Source organism: Haloarcula sp. HT12, from assembly GCF_055271655.1.
Genome location: NZ_JBUXKW010000004.1, coordinates 125,205 through 142,592 on the forward strand (window position 1 = coordinate 125,205; position 17,388 = coordinate 142,592).

Sequence of the window (17,388 nt, forward strand, 5' to 3'; positions counted from 1 at the left end):
GAATCGCTCTTAATGGTTTGCCCGACACATGAACAGGTGCGGCGAGTGTGATATTTCTCGACGGAAAACCGACCGGGCGACAACTTACCCTTCCGTCTCAGACTGCTCGTCGAGTGCCGTCTTCACGTCCTCTGCGGTGAACGGTAGCTCGGTCAGTCGAACGCCGACGGCATCGCGGATCGCGTTGCTCAGCGCTGGTGGGACGCCGTTCGTCGGGAGTTCCGCGATAGACTTCGCGCCGAAAGGACCCGTGGGTTCGTGCGTTTCGACGAGGATGGTTTCCATCTCGGGGTGGTCCGTCGTCCGTGGCATCCCGTACTGGCGGAAACCGAGCACTTCGGGGTTCCCGTCTTCATCGAAAGCCAGGCCGCCGCTGGTAGCGTATTCGAGGCTCATATGTTCGCCGCCCTCGATCTGGCCCTCGACCAGCGCGGGGTTGATGGCGACGCCGCAATCGGCCGCGAACACCATTTTGTTGAGCTCGTATTCGCCGGTTTCCGTATCGACGGTCACGTCGACGAACTGCGCGCCGTATGGCGGCGGGCTCTCGTCGGTCGAGTGGTTCCCATCGCCGAGGATCTGTTCGCGCTCGTCGTCGCCGTAGGTCGCCTCGTAGCCGATGTCTTCGAGCGAGACGCGGTTTCCGGTCCGCTCGCTGTACACGCCGCTGTCGCCAGTATCGAGGACATCCGGTGGTTCGTCGAGCATCCTGGCCCCCCACTCCAGCAACCGCTCTTTCGCGTCCTCGGCGGCATTCTTGACAGCGCGGCCGCTGATATAGGTCGTCGAGGAGGCGTACGCGCCATAGTCAAAGGGCGTCAGGTCCGTGTCGGCGGCGATGACGACGACATCCTCGGGTGGACAGCCAAGCACCTCGGCGGCGATCTGGGAGAACATCGTGTCCGCGCCCGTGCCGGTGTCGACGCCGCCGACCTGCAGGTGGAAGCTCCCGTCCTCGTTCATCTTCACCTGCGCCGCGCCGAGTTCCTTGCCCGCGACGCCGCTGCCCTGGGCGATGAGTGCCATCCCGACGCCGCGGTGGCGGTGGTCAGCCTCGGGTTGTTCGAGGTCGTCGTAGCCGACTGCTGCCTTTCCGCGCTCGACGCATTCGCGGATGCCACACGAGTGGATTCGCCGAGTGAACCGGTCACCGTCCTTCAGAATTGCGACGCTCCGGTCGAGGTCGCCCTCTCGAACCGCGTTCTGCAGGCGGAACTCGATGGGGTCGAAATCGAGCCGGCGGGCCACTTCGTCCATGTGCGCTTCGACGGCGAAATGCCCCTGTGGCGCGCCGTAGCCCCGCATCGCCGCGCCCATCGGGAGGTTCGTGTGGACTACGTCCCCCGAAAAGTGGACGTTCGGGACGCGGGGATAGAGCGGGAGCGGCTTCGTCCCGACGTTGTTCGCGACGGTCATGCCGTGGGTGCCGTAGGCCCCCGAGTTCGACAGCGTGTAGAGGTCCATCGCCTCGATGTCGCCCTCGTCCGTCACGGCAGTCTTCATCCGCATCCGCATCGGATGCCGAAAGCGAAGGGCGGTAAACTCCTCTTGTCTGGTCATCTCCAGTTTGACCGGGCGGCCCGCCGCGAGGTGGAGCGCGAACGCGATGGGCTCTATCGCCATCTCCTGTTTCGAGCCAAAGCCCGCGCCGATACGCGGTTTCGTCACCCGCACGTCGCGGATGGGCACGTCGAACAGGTGGGCTATCTGACGGCGGGTGTGAAAGGGGACCTGCGTCGCCGTGATGAACACGTGTCGGTCGTCCTCGTCGGTGTAGGCGATGGTCGTGTGCGGTTCGGGGACGCAGTGTGACTGGTACGGCGTCTCCCACGCCGTCTCGATGACGTGTCGGTCCGTCGCAGCCTCGGCTGTCTCGAACGCCGCGTCCACGTCCCCCAGTTCCCCGTCGAAGTGGGATTCGAGGTTTCGATTGTAGTCCGCGCCGGACTGCTTGTTCTCCACGTCGTCGACCTCGAACAGTTGTGGTGCGTCCTCGTCAAATGCCGCCTCGGGATCGAACACGGCGTCGAGTTCCCGGTACTCGATATCGACTTTCCGGGCGGCGCGGTCGGCCGTCTCCGGGTCGTCGGCCGCCACGGCGGCGACCGGGTCGCCGACGAAGCGGACGTGATCGCGCAACACTTTCAGATCCCACGGGCTCGGTTCGGGATATGACTGGCCCGAACTGGAGTACAGTTTGTCCGGGACCACGTCGTCGAACGGCGTGATGACGGCGTCTACCCCGTCCATTGCCTCGGCCGCGCTCGTGTCGACCGATTCGACATACCCGTGGGCGATGTCGCTGCGGACCACTTTCCCGTGGGCGAGGTCCGGAAACCGGTCGCGGTAGTCCGCCGTGTAGCGAGCCTCACCGGTGACGATCTTGCGCGCGTCGTCTTTCTCCTCGTCCGTCGTGATCGCGTCGCGTTCGGATTCGGGCTTCCGGTCGGGCTCGCGTGCGACGACCGTTTCCGATTCCGTATTACCGTCGGTGGAGGCTGTCCCCTCCACTCCTGTCCCGTCGGACTGCTCGCTTACCTCTCGTGCCCGGTCGGAATCGCTCACTGATCGCCCTCCATGCAGTCACAGCCTCCGGCTGAACACGCGGTTTCTGTCCCGGTCCCGCCGTTCCCCTCGACTGTCTCCCCACCGTCGGCCGCGACCGTCCGCTCCCCGTCCAGTCGGTCGGCGGCGTCCAGCACTGCTTCGACGATTTTCTTGTATCCGGTACACCGACAGAGATTGTCCGACAGCGCCTTGCGGACCTCTTCCTCGGTGGGGTCCGGGTTCTCGTCCAGCAGCGCCGTCGACCGCATAATCATCCCCGGGATGCAGAAGCCACACTGCAGCGCTGTGTTGTCCACGAAGGCCTGTTGGACCGGGTGGAGATCGTCCTGCTCGCCCAGGCCTTCGATTGTCTCGACCGACCCGCCACGGACCTTTGCCACCGGTTCAACGCAGGATTTCACCGGCTCGCCGTCGACGCGGACCGTACAGAAGCCACAGGCGCCGGTGTCACACCCCCGCTTTGCACCAGTGTAGCCGTTGGCCCGCAACACGTCGAGGAGGGAATCGGATTTAGCCGCCTCGAGCGTCTCCGTCTCGCCGTTCACTTCCAGTTCGATTTGCATATGGCTCATCAGCTCGCTGGTATGTCCGCTACGTGACGGCCAGACGCCTAAATAGCTATCGCGGACAGCGGCTCGCACACGGAAATTTGTGGCCTATCACCCCTCGCGCTCTTCCAGTTTCACCCGAATCTTCTCGGCGGTGATCGGCATTTTCCGGATGCGGACGCCGACGGCGTCACGGACGGCGTTTGAAAGCGCCGGCGGAACTGTGTTCGTCGGGACTTCGGCGACCGATTTCGCCCCGAACGGACCGGTCGGCTCGTGGGTTTCGACCAGGATCGACTCGATGGGCGGCGTCTCGGTCGCCGACGGGAGCCCGTACTCGTCGAAATCAGCCACTTCCGCCCGTCCTTCGTCGTCGAGCGTGATGCCCTCGCTGACGGCCATCTCGTAGCTCATGTGGTTCGCGCCCTCGATCTGGCCCTCGGCCATGCCGGGGTTGATGGCGACGCCGCAGTCGACCGCGACGACCAGTTTGTCCACCTCGAACTCGCCAGTCTCCTCGTTGACCGTCACGTCGACGAACTGCGCGGCGAAAGGCGGGGGGCTCTCCTCGGTGCAGTGGGTTCCCTTCCCCAGGATGTGTTCGCGCTGGTCGTCGCCGTAGGCGGCCTCGTACCCGATGTCTTCGAGCGTAACGGAATCCCCACTCGTCTCGCTATACACCGTTCCGTCGCCGGTTTCCAGCTGTTCGACCGGCTCGTCGAGCAGTTTCGCCCCCCAGTCGAGGATCCGCTCTTTCGCGTCTTCTGCAGCCTTCTTCACGGCCATACCGCTGATGTACGTCGTCGAGGAGGCGTACGCGCCGTAGTCGAAGGGCGTTACGTCAGTATCGGCCGATTTGACAATTATATCTTCCTCATCACAGCCAAGCACTTCGGCGGCGATCTGGAGGAACGCCGTGTCAGCGCCGGTCCCGATATCGACGCCGCCGACCTGCAGGTGGAAGCTCCCGTCCTCGTTCATCATTATCTGGGCGGCCCCGAGTTCGTCGCCGGCGACGCCGGTTCCCTGGGCAGACAGCGCCATTCCGATGCCGCGGTGCAGGTGGTCTGCTTCGGGCTGTTCGAGATCGTCGTAGCCGATAGCGTCCTTCCCGCGTTCGATACACTCGTCGAGGCCACACGACCGGATACGGCGCTCCGCGCCTTCGCCGCCCATCATCCCCGCGATCTCGTCGAGGTCGCCGACTTCCATGTGGTGTCGCCGTCGGAACTCGACGGGGTCGAGACCGAGGTCGCGGGCCACCTCGTCGAGATGGCCTTCGAGCGCGAGCGTGCCCTGTGGCGCGCCGTAGCCCCGCATCGCGCCGGTCTGTGGCGTGTTCGTGTGGACGATATCGGCCTCGAAGCGGGCGTTGGGGACCTTCGAGTACAGCGGCATCGGCTTGCTCCCGACGTTGCCCGCGACGGTCATGCCGTGGCTGCCGTACGCGCCGGTGTTCGACAGCGCGTATAGATCGATGGCTTCGATGTCGCCGTCCTCGGTCACGGCCGTTCTGGCCCGGACTTTCATCGGATGCCGCGAGCGCATCGCGTAGAACTCCTCCTCGCGGCTGGCTTCGTAGAGGACCGGGCGGTCGGTGGCAAGCGACAGTGCGAGCGGAATCGGCTCGACGACCATCGCCTGTTTGCCGCCGAACCCGCCGCCGACCCGCGGTTTCGTCACCCGGATGTCCCGGATGGGAATGTCGAACAGGTGTGCGAGCTGTCTGCGCGTGTGGTTTGGCACCTGCGTGCTGGTGATGAGGACGTGGCGGTCGTCCTCGTCCGTGTACGCCAGCGAGGTGTGCTTCTCGACGTTGGCGTGGGACTGGCGGATCGTCTCCCACTCGGTCTCGTGGACGTGGGTATCACTGTCGAGCGCCGCATCCACGTCCCCGAGTTCGCCCTCGATGTGGGCCATCCGGTTGCGGTCGTAGTCGTGACCGACGATCTCGTTTTCGACCTCGCCGTCCTCGAACAGCTGTGGCGCGTCCGCGTCGAAGGCCGCCTCCGGATCAGTGACGTAGTCGTACTCCTCGTAGGATACCTCGATGGCCTCGACGGCGGCCGTTGCAGTCGCCCGGTCCTCGGCGGCGACGGCGGCAATCGGGTCGCCGATGTAGCGGACGTGTTCGTTCAGCACCCGCATGTCCCACGGGCTCGGCTCGGGATAGGACTGCCCGGCGCTCGTGTATTTGGCGTCCGGGACCGTGTCGGAGTCCGGCGTCAGGACGGCCTCGACACCGTCCATCGCCTCGGCCGCGCTCGTGTCGGTATCGGTCACGCGGCCGTGTGGAATTTCGCTTCGGACGACCGCTGCGTACGCGAGGTCCGGATACCGCTCCTCGTAGTCGGCGGTGTACTTCGCCTGCCCGGTGACGAGCTTTCGGTCGTCGTACTTCTCGGCCCGGTGGGAGACGCTGTCGCGCTCGTCGGGGGCCTTGTCGTTGTTCTCGGGTTCGTCCCATTCGAGCGGGTGCTCCTCGGATCGCCCGTCTTCGACGGTTTCTGACTGCGAGGCCGTACCGCCATCCGGTTTGGCCGGCTCGTCGTCCTCATTCATCGCAGCCACCTCCACAGCACCCGGTCGACTCGCCTTTCCGGGGTGGCGCACTGACCGGCTGGCCGCCGTCCGCGGCGACCGATTCCCCTTGCATCCTGCCCGCCGCGTCCAGGACGGCTTCGACGGGCTTCTGATAGCCGGTACAGCGACAGACGTTGTCGTCCAGTGCCTCCCGGACCTCCCGCTCGGTCGGGTCGGGGTTCGAATCCAGCAGCGCGACCGCCTGGATGACCATCCCCGGGATGCAGAAGCCACACTGGACGGCGAAGTTGTCGACGAACGCCTGCTGGACCGGGTGCAGATCGTCCTGTGTCCCGAGCGCCGCGACGGTTCTGATCTCGCTGCCGTCGGCGTCCGTCGCGGCCATCCCACAAGCCATGCGCACCTCGCCGTCGACGAACACCTTCGACGCGCCGCAGGTCCCGCCGTCACAGCCGCATTTCACACCGATGTAGCCGTGCTGTCTCAGTACCGTCGCCAGGTCGTCCGCCGACCCGGCTTCGACTGTCGTCCGCTCGCCGTTGATCGTGAGTTCGATGTCCACAGAGTACCCTCCATTGTTCGGCGTGCGCTACGGACACACGCCTGTTAATGAACAACTGTGGAACACCGTCGCATATATGTATGGTTCACAGGCACCTGAATCCGGTGTTGGCAGACGAAGCCACGAGCAGTTGCTATCCTGCGGCAACAGACGGCCAAAACCGCCACAGATATGACGGTCGCTGTGTGGCGTGTGCCACATCTGTGGCACCGCTCTCGCACAGCGTGCCCGCTCACTCGGCGGCCTTCGCCTGGATCGCGTTCAGCAGCACCGCAGTTCCGGTGAGGATGTCGTCCCATTCGGTGAACTCGCTCTCGCGGTGGCTGATCCCGTCGACGCTCGGGACGAAGATCATACTCGTCGGGGTTATCTTGTTGAGGTAGTTCGCGTCGTGGCCCGCGCCGCTGACCAGCCGCGTGTACTCACAGCCGACTGTCTCGGCGGCCTCGACGACCGTGTCGATGCAGTCCTGGTCGAACGGGTCCGCGTCGACCCGCATTATTTCCTCGATCTCGTATTCGAGCCCCTCGCGTTCGGCCGCGTGGGCGACCTCCCGTCGGATCTGGTCGACGGCCGCGTCGACGACCGCGTCGTCGTACGAGCGGAAATCCAGCGTGAACTCCACGCGTTCGGGGATGACGTTGATCGCGTTTGGCCACACGTCGACGCTACCGACAGTGCCGACGAGGTCCGTTCCCTCGGTCGCCGTGATTCGCCGGACCGCCTGGGTCACATCCGCCGTCGCCACGAAGGCGTCGTGGCGCATGTCCATCGGCGTCGGTCCGGCGTGGTTGGCCTGGCCTTCGAAGGTAACATTCAGCCAGGAAAATCCGAACACGCCTTCGACGGCGGCGACGGGGATGTCCTGTTGTTCGAGAAACGGCCCCTGTTCGACGTGCATCTCGAAGTAGCAGTGGATGTCGTCAGCTTCGCAGGGGGCTTCGCCCTTGTAGCCGATGCGTTCGAGTTCGTCGCCGAACCGCTTGCCGTCCTTGTCCTCGCGCTCATAGGCGTAGTCGAGATCGAAGATATCACAGTAGACGCCGCTACCGAGCATGTCCGGCTGGAAGCGGACGCCCTCCTCGTTGCTCCAGGCGACGACCTCCAGCGGGCGTTCGGTCGTCACGCCGGCGTCGTTGAACGCTTCGACGACCTCTAACGCGCCGAGGACACCGATAACGCCGTCGTATCGCCCGCCGTTGTACTGGCTGTCGATGTGTGAGCCGAAGAGTACGGGCGCGGCGTCGCTGTCATTCCCGTCCCGGCGACCGAAGATGTTGCCCATCGTGTCGATACGGACTTCTAAGCCGGCCTCGCGGAACCACTCGACGAGCGTGTCGCGGGCTGCCTTGTTCTCGTCGGAGAGGCTCGGTCTGTTCACGCCGCCCCGCTCTGTCGCGCCGATCTCGTTGAACGTATCGAAGCGCCGTCTGAACCGTTCGCTGTCGAGACTGACGGATGGCATTGGGTAGCTGTTCCGCGGTGTGGTCTTGAAGATTGTGTCGGGGTGGCGTCACACAGGCCGACAGACACGCTGTGGCACGCGCTCGCCCGCTGTCACACACGGCTGAGACCACCGAAAGAGGGAAACGACCGTTCCGCGAGTCGGCAGACATGACCGAGCCGAGTGCCGCGTCTATCGCGTTCAGAGACGCGCGGGTATTGGACGGGAGCGGTCGCCCCCCGTACACTGCGAGCGTGCGTGTCGCCGACGGTCGAATCGATGCCATCAGCGACGACTCGCTCGACGCCGACCGTATCGTCGACCTCGACGGATCGTATCTCGCACCGGGATTCATCGACATGCACGCGCATTCGGAGCTCCGACTGTTCGAACAGCCCGGGGCCGAGGAGAAACTGACCCAGGGCATTACGACGGAAGTTCTCGGACAGGACGGCGTCAGCGTGGCCCCAGTGCCGCCGACCCTCACGGACGAGTGGGAAGAACGGGTCAAGTCGCTCGACGGGTCGCTCGGCGATACCTGGCCGTGGCACACCGTCGACGGCTATCTCGCGGCCCTCGAAGCCGCCGACCCGGCCGTCAACTGCGCGTACTACGCCCCACATGGCAACATCAGGTCGATGCTGGCCGGGTTCGAGGACCGCCCGCTCAGTGGCGAACACGTCGTCGCCGCCGGGCCAGTCACCAGCCAGCGGCTGGACAGACCGAAGGACGACCACGACACCGCTCCCGGGGAACTGGACGCCCTCCAGCAGGAACTGGAAGTGGCACTCGAAGAGGGTGCGTTCGGTATGTCCAAAGGGATGATCTACCCGCCGAGTTCCTACGCCCGCGACGAGGAACTGCTGGCGCTCGCAGACACTCTCGCGGCGCGCGACTCGTTTATGATCTCTCACGTCTGGAACGAGACGGACCGCGTGGTCGAGTCAATCGACCGGTATCTCGACATCTGTCGGCGTGGCGGCTGTCACGCCCACGTCTCTCATCTCAAAGTCGGCGGCCAGCAGAACTGGGGGAACTCCGAGGCTGTGCTCGAACTGTTCGACGACGCCGCCGACCGCGGCCAGCGTGTCACCTTCGACCAGTACCCCTACACGGCCGGGTCGACGATGCTCACCGCGCTCTTGCCGCCGTGGGCGCGGCAGGGCGCAGCGGAAGACATCCGTCACCGCCTCAACTCCGCGGCAGTTCGCGACCGCATCGCCACAGACATCTCCCAGCCGGGCGACTGGGAGAACCTCGCCTACGCCGCCGGGTCCTGGGACAACATCCTCGTGACGCGAACCGGAAGCGGTCACCATCAGGGCGACACCATCGAGGATATCGCCGCCGAGATGGGCCGCGAGCCGGTCGACGCGATGTGTGAACTCCTCGTCGCCGAGGAACTGGACGTGACGATGGCCGACTTCGTGATGGCCGAAGACGACATCGAGCGGTTTCTCGCGGACGACCGCGGCACGTTCTGCACGGACGGTATCTTCGGCGGAAAGCCCCACCCGCGAGCCATCGGGGCGTTCAGTCGCATCCTCGAACGGTACGTCCGGGAGCGGGACGTGCTCTCGCCGGAACTGATGGCGTACAAGGCCGCGGGACATCCGGCCGATATCCTGGGCCTCAGGGACCGCGGGTACGTCCGCGAGGGGTACGTCGCGGACCTCGTGGCCTTCGACCTCGATTCGGTGTCGGCGAACGCGACCTACGAGGACCCGTTCCAGCACACCGACGGGATGGAGTACGTCCTCGTCGACGGCGAAGTCGCTGTCCGGGACGGCGAACTGACCGGCGCTCGGAACGGTGCGGTGCTTCGCTCCTACGAGGAGTGGGGTGGTGCGACCCGTCCCGAACTCGACCGCGCTGCCGACGACTAACCGGCTGGGCTGACCGTTGAGTTATCGGCCGACCGCTGATTGACTGGCTCGACTGCTAGCTACCGGTGTGGCGGTGTCGAGCTGAAAAACGTCGAATCCGGGCTCCCTTACTCCGGCACTTCGGCGTCGACGGCGTCGATGAAACTGTTCATCTCCTGGAACAGGAACTCGTCGCTCTCGCCCTCGAACTCGGAGCCGGCCCAGACGTCGAGTTCGCCGTTGACGATCTCTTCTTCCGTTTCCGCGACGGTGTCTTTGACCTCCTGTGGGACCTCCGGACCCCAGTCGTCGAGCGCGGGGAGGTTCGTCTCCATGCCGCCCCAGAAGGCGTCGGACTCCCAGGTCCCGTCCCGGACCGCGGAGATGGTCGGGTCGTAGATCTCTTCCCAGTTCCACACCGGGGAGATGAGGTAGTTGTCGCCGCCGAACTCGCCCATCGGCGCGTTGTAGCCGGAGGCCCACACGTCCGCCTCGTTGGCGGCCCTGACCGGTGCCGGGGAGTCCTGCTCCTGTGAGATGACGTCACACCCCTCGTCGATGAGCGAGTTGGCCGCCTGCTTGGAGGTCTGCGGGTCGAACCACGCGTTGACCCACCGGATCTTGAACGTCGCGTCCGGGTTCACCGACCGCGCGCCGAGCGCCATCGCGTTGATAGAGCGGATGACTTCGGGGATCGGGAACGCGGCGACGTAGCCGATGGTGTTGTTCTCGGTCACCATCCCGGCCGCCTGCCCGGCGAGATACCGGGGCTGATAGATCCGACCCATGTACCGCCCCATGTTCTCCCGGGTCCGGTAGCCAGTCGCGTGCTCGAAGTACGTGTCGGGGTACTGCTCCGCGACGGTGTACATCGGGTCCTGGTACCCGAAGGTCGTCCCGAAGACGATGTCGGCGTCACCCTGTGCGTACTGCTCGAAGACGCGTTCCGAGTCTTCCGGCGCAACCGCCTCCGTGTACTCGGTCTCCAGCCAGTCGTACTTCTCGTCGACCGTCTTTCGCCCCTCGTCGTGCGCCCAGGACCAGCCGAGGTCACCCACCTCTGAGATGTACACCCAGGCAGCGGTGACCGAGTCCATTCCGGACCCACCATCACCGCTCGTTGCGGTGGCGTCGGTCGTGTCGGCGTCGCCGCTTTCACCGTCGCCGCCACTACAGCCGGCCAGCGCAGTCACACCTGACGCCCCCAGCGCACCCAGCATCTCCCGTCGTGATATCGTACGGTTGGTATCCACCATTACTGAACTGGGTAGGTGTAACGGAAACTCCTACTTAAGAGATACCATTGTTGACCTTCCAATCAAAAAATACCTTCAGGGACACCCGGTAGCACACCACGTTTCCGGAATTCTTTCGCCCATGAGTTCGCATCTGTTCTCCGACGATGATACGTGGGCGCAGCATCGCTGCCGTGGACCTGCCGGGGTCCGTCTTTCCAGCCCGCCGGACCCTGCTGTCGACGATTCCCGGTCAGCTCGGGACTTCCCCCTCGACGGCGTCGACGTAGCTACTCATCTCCTGGAAGAGGAACTCGTCGCTCTCGCCCTCGAACGCCGAGCCGGCCCAGACATCCAGCTCCCCGTCGAGTATCGCCGACCGCGACTCCGAGACGGTGTCTTTCGCTTCCTGGGGCACGTCCGGCCCCCAGTCGTCCAGACTGCAGATGCCTGAGTCGATCCCTTCCCAGTACGCGTCGGACTCCCAGGTTCCGTCCCTGACAGATTCGATAGTCGGACCGTAGAACTCTTCCCAGTGCCAGATCGGGGAGGTGAGGTAGTTCTCGCCGGCGATGTCGCCCATGGGGGCGTCGTAGCCGGTCGCCCAGATACCCGCATCGGAGGCCGCACGGAGTGCGGCGGGGGAGTCCTGGTGCTGGGCCATCACGTCGACGTCCTCGTCCAGCAGGGCGTTCGCCGCTTCGCCCTCAGTCGGCGGGTCGAACCAGGAGTTCGTCCATCTGACCTTCAGCGTTGCGCTGTCGTTGACAGACGCGGCCCCGAGCGCGTAGGCGTTGATGCCGCGGATGACCTCCGGAATCGGGAACGCCGCCACGTATCCCAGCGTGTCCGTCTCCGTCACGGTCCCGGCGGCCTGTCCGGCCAGATACCGTGCCTGGTAGATCCGACCCATGTACCGTCCCATGTTCTCCATCGTCAGGTAGCCGGTGTTGTGTTCGAAGTACGTATCGGGGTACTGCTCCGCCACGGACGCCATCGGGTCCTGATACTCGAACGTACAGCCGAAGATGATATCGGCGTCACCTTGCGCGTACTGTTCGAACACCCGCTCGGAGTCGGCCGGAGCAACGGCCTCGGTGTACTCCGTCTCCAGCCAGTCGTACTCCTCTGCGACCGCTACCCGACCTTCGTTGTGCGCCCAGGACCAGCCGAGGTCGCCGACCTCCGAATTGTACACCCAGGCGGCGGTGACCGAATCCGTCCCGGATCCGCCGTCACTGCCGGTCGTGGTCCCGTCACCGGCCCCGCTGTCGGCGGTGTCAGTGGCTGCCTCGCCATCGCCACCGTCACCGCCACCGCTACAACCGGCTAATCCGGTGATTCCCGCCGCCCCGAGCGCTGTCAGTAACTGCCGTCTTGACGTACCGTGATTCTTGTCAACCATTAACTAACCGAGTAGCCATTGCGGAAACACTCACTTAAATCGTTCCGTTCACGCAGCTTTCTCTACGCTATTCTCCAAATATATGCCACAAAAACAGTTCCATCAAACCCTATCTGGCGACTATCTGCTGCATATGTTCACACTACTGGCGGTCGCGACAGACGGACTGAAAGCCGACAACTGACCGTAGCACACAACAACTGACATTTGGCAAATGTCCGGTATATCCGGTTCTGGACGGCGAATATGGCTGCCTTTGGAAACAATTATGCCACTACATTGTTGATACCCGGCCAAGATCAGACAGCATGTCCGAACACACCACGCTCAGGATGGAGGGGATCCTGAAGGAGTTCCCTGGGGTCGTCGCCAACGACCACGTGGACCTCTCCGTCGAGCGCGGGGAAATCCACGGCCTCCTCGGCGAAAACGGCGCGGGAAAAAGCACGCTGATGAAGGTTCTGTACGGGCTCTACTCGCAGGACGACGGCGATATCTATCTCGACGGCGAGCGACTCGACCTGGGGTCGCCACAGGACGCCATCGATGCCGGTATCGGGATGGTCCACCAGCATTTCATGCTGATACCTCGGCTGACGGTCGCCGAGAACGTCGTCCTGGGCGAACGGGAGCCGGCCACGGTGTTTCGCAGTGATGCCGAGGACAGTTGGCTCCCGGCAGCGATCCGGAACAACAGCCTCGTCCAGTCGCTCGCCGGGCAGTTCTCGTTAGGGCTCGACGTCCCTGAGCAGCGGATTCAGGACCTCGCGGACCAGTACGGGTTCGACATCGACGTGAGCGCGAAGATCTGGGAACTGGACGTGGGCCAGCAACAGCGCGTCGAGATACTCAAGGCGCTGTACCGGGACGTCGACCTCCTGATCCTCGACGAGCCGACGGCGGTTCTCACGCCCACAGAGGCCGAGCGGCTTTTCGACTCGCTCGAACGGCTGACCGACGAAGGACTCTCGATAATCTTCATCACCCACAAGCTCACTGAAGTCGACGCCATCGTCGACCGGGTGACGGTGCTTCGGGAGGGGCAAAACGTCGGCACCGCCGAGGTGTCGTCGGTCTCCCGGGCGGACCTCGCGGAGATGATGGTCGGTCGGGAAGTGCTGTTCGAAATCGACAGAGAAGCGGTCGACCTCGGCGACCCAGTCCTGCGCGCACGCGGGATCACGGCCACAGACAACCGAGATATCGAGGCGCTCTCCGGCATCGACCTGACGGTTCGACAGGGGGAAATCGTCGGTATCGCGGGCGTCAGTGGCAACGGCCAGAAGGAACTCGCCGAGGTCATGGCCGGCATCCGGGACGTGACGGCCGGCGAGCTTGTCGTCAACGGCGAGGACATCACGGGCGCGAAACCGAAGACGTTCGTCGATAGCGGCGTCTCGTTCGTCCCCGAGGACCGGCTCCAGTACGGCTGTGCCGCGGACCTCTCGGTGATGCACAACGCCACGATGAAAGACTTCAGGGACCGTCGATTCGGCGACCGGCCGTTTCTGGACTACGGTGAACTCCGTGACTACGCCGAAACGCTTGTCGAGGAGTTCGACGTCCGGGGCGTCAGCGACGTGACCGAGACTAACGCTGGTGACCTCTCGGGGGGGAACCTCCAGAAACTCATCCTGGCCAGGGAAATCTACCGCGACCCGGACCTGCTCATCGCGAACCAACCGACCCGTGGCGTGGACGTCGGTGCGATCGAGTTTATCAGAGAGACGCTGCTCGAACAGCGCAAGGCGGGTACTGGAATCATCCTGCTCTCGGAGGATTTAGACGAGATTTTCGACCTGAGCGACAGAATCCTCGTCGTCTACGAGGGCGAGTTCGTCTACGAGACGACACCGGCCGAGGCCGACCGGGAACGGATCGGCCTGGAGATGACTGGCGGTGGTGGCGACGACGCCGGCGGGACGGTTGCGTCGCCGCCCCAGTCAGGGGTCACACAGGGGGAGAGCTGATGAACGTCGCGGTCAACGTCGACGCACGCGAGGACATTCCGGTCTGGCTGGCCTACGGGACGCCCGTGTTCACCGTGCTGGCCGCGCTTGCGGTGAGCGCCATCGCCTTGGTCGTCCTCGACGTGAACCCCGTCGCGGCGTACGCCACGATGTTCGTCGAGACGCTCTTTACCGAGTTCGGTTTCAGAGAGACGCTGACGAAAGCGGTACCGCTGATTCTCACGGGACTGGCGGTGTATCTCCCGCTGAAAGCGGGACTGTTCAACATCGGTGCCGAGGGACAGCTCGTCGCGGGTGCGCTCGCGGGGACCTGGATCGGACTGAACGTCTCGCTCCCGGGGCTCGCGCTGGTCCCGTTGATGTTCGTCGCCGCGGCCGTCGCCGGCGGTATCTGGGCCGGTATCCCGGCCTACCTGCGCGCGAAATGGGACGTCAACGAGATCATCACCTCGCTCCTGCTGACGTTCGTCGCCCTCGAAATCCAGAGCTACTTGCTTCGGGGACCGATGCAGGGCGGGACCGGGAACTTCCCGCAGTCCGACCGGTTCTCCGAGGCCGCGACGATTCCGGAACTGATCGGCGGCGTCCACGCCGGCCTGCTCGTCGCCGTCTGTATGGTCGTGGCGACGTACGTCCTGATGACGCGAACGCGACTCGGGTTCGAAATCACGTTCGTCGGCTCGAACGACGCGGCCGCACAGCAGGCGGGGATGAGCAAGTTCTACGTCTACCTGCTGGTGTTCGTCGTTGGCGGCGCGTTCGCGGCCATGGGTGGAATTAGCGAAATCGCCGGCGCACAGGGGCGATACCGTGCCGGATTCGAACCCGGATACGGCTTCACCGCCATTCCGATCGCGCTGCTCGGCCGCAACAGTGCGTTCAAAGTGATGCTTGCGGGGCTGTTCTTCGCCGTGTTGTTCGTCGGCGGGTCGAGCATGGAGGTGGCCTTCGGCGTGCCCGCGGCGCTGGTCGAGATCATCCAGGCACTTGTCATCCTCTTCCTGATCACCGCGGAGTTCTTCAAGAGCTACCGGGTCGGTATCGACATCAAGCGCGGGCCAACGGAGACGCCGGCCCAGCCACAGCGGGGTGACGACTGATGGTGAGCTTCATCGCCGGCCTGCTGGATGCGACCGTCCAGGCGGCGACGGTGCTCCTGCTCGCCGGGATGGGAGAGCTCATCAGCGAGCGGGCGGGCGTCCTCAACCTCGGCGTCGAGGGGATGATGCTCGTCGGCGCGCTGGGCGGATTCATCACCACCGTCCTCACCGGGAGTCACTGGCTCGGGTTCGGCGTCGGCATCCTCCTGGGGATGGTACTGGCGCTGGTCCACGCGTTCCTCTGTATCACCCTGAAATCGAACCAGGTCATCAGCGGCGTCATGCTGACGCTACTGGGGGCCGGCCTGACGACGTTTTTCGGTTCCGGGTGGGTCGAAGAGTCCATCGAGGGGTTCCCGCAGCTGACGTTCCCGCTCGTCGGGCAGTACCTCGTCGGGATTCCGGTCATCGGTGAGGCCTTCTTCCGGAGCACGGCGACTGACTACCTCGCGCTCGGCCTGTTGGTCGTGGTCTGGTACTTCCTGCACCACTCGAACCTCGGACTGGAGATGATAGCCGTCGGCGAGGACCCCGAGATGGCGGACACGATGGGCGTCTCCGTGTTCAGGCTTCGGTACCTCGCGGTGCTCATCGGCGGCGGGTTCGCCGGTGCGGCCGGAGCCCACCTCTCGTTGGCCTTCTCCCAGCTCTGGGTGCCCGGCATGACCGCGGGCCGTGGCTGGATCGCCGTCGCGCTGGTCATCTTCGCGCAGTGGCGACCCCGCCGGATGCTTGTGGGGGCCTACCTGTTCGGCCTGCTCGACGCGCTCCGGATTCGGTCGCAGTCCATCTCGCTGACGCTGGGACCCGATACGCCGCTTGCGGGCGTTATCAACCCCATCGTCGAGTTCCTCATGACGCCCCAGATCATGGGGACGTACCCGTATCTGGCGACGATCATCGTGCTGGCATACGCCGTCATTCGGACGAAAAGCGACCAGCTCGCGGTCCCGTCGGCGCTGCTACAGGCCTACAGCCGCGAGACGGACTAACGGCCAGCACGGCGCGGTCCGAAACGAGCGGCCACACCTCCCACAGACCGTGTGTGTGGCAAATCTATTTATCTGCTTTCGCTGAATCCCGCATGTCTCATGAGCGCCAATCAGGTCTTCGAGAGAGGCGACCGTGTCGGGATCTACTTGCAGGACAAACATTCCCTCGAAGAGAACGTCGAATTGGTACAGTACGCGGAGGAGCAGGGAATCGACGAGATCTGGCAAGCCGAATCGCGGCTCGCACGCGACGCCATCTCCCCACTGGGCGCGTACGCCGCGGTCACCGACGAAATCAAACTCGGGACGGGCGTCATCAACAACTGGACGCGCAACGCGGCGCTGATCGCGCAGTCGATGAGCACGCTGGAGGAACTCGCCGGTCCGGACCGCATCATGTGTGGCATCGGGGCCTGGTGGGACCCACTCGCGGAGAAGGTCGGCATCGACCGCAGCGGCGCACTGCGGGCGATGCGCGAGTGCGTCGAGGTGACACAGGATCTGCTGGACATGGAAAACGTCACCTACGACGGCGAGTTCGTCCAGATGCGCGACGTGGAACTGGACGTGGTCCACGGCGACGACGGACCGCGAACCGTCCCCGTGTACGTCGGCGGGACCGGGTTCAAGATGCTGGAACTCACCGGCCACTTCGCCGACGGCGCGCTGTTGAACTACCTCGTCAGCCCCGAGTACAACGAGAAGGCCCTCGACGCGCTGGAAACCGGCGCACAACGCGGTGACCGTTCGCTCGAAGACATCGACCGCCCCCAGCTCGTCGTCTGCTCGATGGACCACGACGAGGAGCAGGCCCTAGACAACGCCCGTGAACTCATCACGCAGTACCTCGGCCAGCAGCCCCACATCATGAAAGCCAGCGGCGTCAGCCAGGACCTCATCGACGAGGTGGGCGAGACCATCGGCGGATGGCCGGCCGACAAGGACGACATCAAGGAGGGGATGCACCTTATTCCGGACGACGTGGTTCACAAACTCACCGCCAGCGGAACGCCCGAGCAGTGCCGCGAGAAAGTTCGCGAATACGCCGAAACGGGCTGTCAGTGCCCGATCCTCTACCCGCTGGGCGATGACCGGCGACTGATGATCGACGAGTTCGCCGACGGCTACCTGTAGGCGGGACGACGCACAGCTACA

The 17,388-nt window shown here is 64.5% G+C and carries 12 protein-coding genes; 5 read left to right on the forward strand and 7 right to left on the reverse strand.

The window, feature by feature from the left end; translation table 11 throughout:
• Positions 1 to 84: 84 nt before the first annotated feature.
• The 5 genes from ACY9XZ_RS13745 to ACY9XZ_RS13765 form a co-directional block, all read right to left on the reverse strand.
• Positions 85 to 2,565: a xanthine dehydrogenase family protein molybdopterin-binding subunit gene (locus tag ACY9XZ_RS13745; RefSeq protein ID WP_463457588.1), complete on the reverse strand. Its 2,481-nt coding sequence runs from the start codon at positions 2,563 to 2,565 to the stop codon at positions 85 to 87.
• Complete coding sequence (locus ACY9XZ_RS13750) at positions 2,562 to 3,131, reverse strand: (2Fe-2S)-binding protein (RefSeq protein WP_463458091.1); 570 nt, start codon at positions 3,129 to 3,131, stop codon at positions 2,562 to 2,564. Before ACY9XZ_RS13750 ends, ACY9XZ_RS13745 begins: the two co-directional genes overlap by 4 nt.
• A gap of 96 nt (positions 3,132 to 3,227) precedes the next feature.
• Positions 3,228 to 5,678 carry a xanthine dehydrogenase family protein molybdopterin-binding subunit gene (locus ACY9XZ_RS13755; RefSeq protein WP_463457589.1) on the reverse strand — a complete coding sequence of 817 codons (2,451 nt, stop codon included), beginning with the start codon at positions 5,676 to 5,678 and terminating at the stop codon, positions 3,228 to 3,230.
• Entirely contained in the window at positions 5,671 to 6,222 is a 552-nt protein-coding gene (locus tag ACY9XZ_RS13760; protein WP_463457590.1) for a (2Fe-2S)-binding protein, read from the reverse strand. Before ACY9XZ_RS13760 ends, ACY9XZ_RS13755 begins: the two co-directional genes overlap by 8 nt.
• A gap of 232 nt (positions 6,223 to 6,454) precedes the next feature.
• Complete coding sequence (locus ACY9XZ_RS13765; protein ID WP_463457591.1) at positions 6,455 to 7,687, reverse strand: allantoate amidohydrolase; 1,233 nt, start codon at positions 7,685 to 7,687, stop codon at positions 6,455 to 6,457.
• Between the two features lie 149 nt (positions 7,688 to 7,836).
• On the opposite strand from ACY9XZ_RS13765, the gene ACY9XZ_RS13770 reads away from it, so the two are divergent.
• Positions 7,837 to 9,552, forward strand: a complete 1,716-nt coding sequence (locus ACY9XZ_RS13770) for an N-acyl-D-amino-acid deacylase family protein (RefSeq protein ID WP_463457592.1) — start codon at positions 7,837 to 7,839, stop codon at positions 9,550 to 9,552.
• Between the two features lie 107 nt (positions 9,553 to 9,659).
• On the opposite strand, the gene ACY9XZ_RS13775 is transcribed toward ACY9XZ_RS13770, so the two are convergent.
• Positions 9,660 to 10,787 carry a BMP family ABC transporter substrate-binding protein gene (locus ACY9XZ_RS13775; protein WP_463457593.1) on the reverse strand — a complete coding sequence of 376 codons (1,128 nt, stop codon included), beginning with the start codon at positions 10,785 to 10,787 and terminating at the stop codon, positions 9,660 to 9,662.
• Between the two features lie 232 nt (positions 10,788 to 11,019).
• Positions 11,020 to 12,171, reverse strand: coding sequence for a BMP family ABC transporter substrate-binding protein (locus tag ACY9XZ_RS13780; RefSeq protein WP_463457594.1), 1,152 nt, complete (start codon positions 12,169 to 12,171; stop codon positions 11,020 to 11,022).
• A gap of 308 nt (positions 12,172 to 12,479) precedes the next feature.
• Here ACY9XZ_RS13780 and ACY9XZ_RS13785 point away from each other — a divergent pair, with 308 nt between their 5' ends.
• From ACY9XZ_RS13785 to ACY9XZ_RS13800, 4 genes are all read left to right on the forward strand, one after another.
• The gene (locus tag ACY9XZ_RS13785; protein WP_463457595.1) at positions 12,480 to 14,141 is read left to right on the forward strand and encodes an ABC transporter ATP-binding protein; all 1,662 of its coding nucleotides are present in this window, start codon (positions 12,480 to 12,482) and stop codon (positions 14,139 to 14,141) included.
• Positions 14,141 to 15,241, forward strand: coding sequence for an ABC transporter permease (locus ACY9XZ_RS13790; RefSeq protein ID WP_463457596.1), 1,101 nt, complete (start codon positions 14,141 to 14,143; stop codon positions 15,239 to 15,241). Before ACY9XZ_RS13785 ends, ACY9XZ_RS13790 begins: the two co-directional genes overlap by 1 nt.
• Entirely contained in the window at positions 15,241 to 16,233 is a 993-nt protein-coding gene (locus ACY9XZ_RS13795) for an ABC transporter permease (RefSeq protein WP_463457597.1), read from the forward strand. Before ACY9XZ_RS13790 ends, ACY9XZ_RS13795 begins: the two co-directional genes overlap by 1 nt.
• Positions 16,234 to 16,332: 99 nt before the next feature.
• The gene (locus ACY9XZ_RS13800) at positions 16,333 to 17,367 is read left to right on the forward strand and encodes an LLM class flavin-dependent oxidoreductase (protein ID WP_463457598.1); all 1,035 of its coding nucleotides are present in this window, start codon (positions 16,333 to 16,335) and stop codon (positions 17,365 to 17,367) included.
• Positions 17,368 to 17,388 lie beyond the last annotated feature (21 nt).

Coding starts and splice junctions, on each gene's coding strand:
- ACY9XZ_RS13755 (WP_463457589.1), bottom strand. CDS start 5,678: ATGAATGAGGACGACGAGCCGGCCAAACCGGATGGCGGTACGGCCTCG.
- ACY9XZ_RS13770 (WP_463457592.1), top strand. CDS start 7,837: ATGACCGAGCCGAGTGCCGCGTCTATCGCGTTCAGAGACGCGCGGGTA.
- ACY9XZ_RS13800 (WP_463457598.1), top strand. CDS start 16,333: ATGAGCGCCAATCAGGTCTTCGAGAGAGGCGACCGTGTCGGGATCTAC.
- ACY9XZ_RS13790 (WP_463457596.1), top strand. CDS start 14,141: ATGAACGTCGCGGTCAACGTCGACGCACGCGAGGACATTCCGGTCTGG.
- ACY9XZ_RS13780 (WP_463457594.1), bottom strand. CDS start 12,171: ATGGTTGACAAGAATCACGGTACGTCAAGACGGCAGTTACTGACAGCG.
- ACY9XZ_RS13750 (WP_463458091.1), bottom strand. CDS start 3,131: ATGCAAATCGAACTGGAAGTGAACGGCGAGACGGAGACGCTCGAGGCG.
- ACY9XZ_RS13775 (WP_463457593.1), bottom strand. CDS start 10,787: ATGGTGGATACCAACCGTACGATATCACGACGGGAGATGCTGGGTGCG.
- ACY9XZ_RS13765 (WP_463457591.1), bottom strand. CDS start 7,687: ATGCCATCCGTCAGTCTCGACAGCGAACGGTTCAGACGGCGCTTCGAT.
- ACY9XZ_RS13795 (WP_463457597.1), top strand. CDS start 15,241: ATGGTGAGCTTCATCGCCGGCCTGCTGGATGCGACCGTCCAGGCGGCG.
- ACY9XZ_RS13785 (WP_463457595.1), top strand. CDS start 12,480: ATGTCCGAACACACCACGCTCAGGATGGAGGGGATCCTGAAGGAGTTC.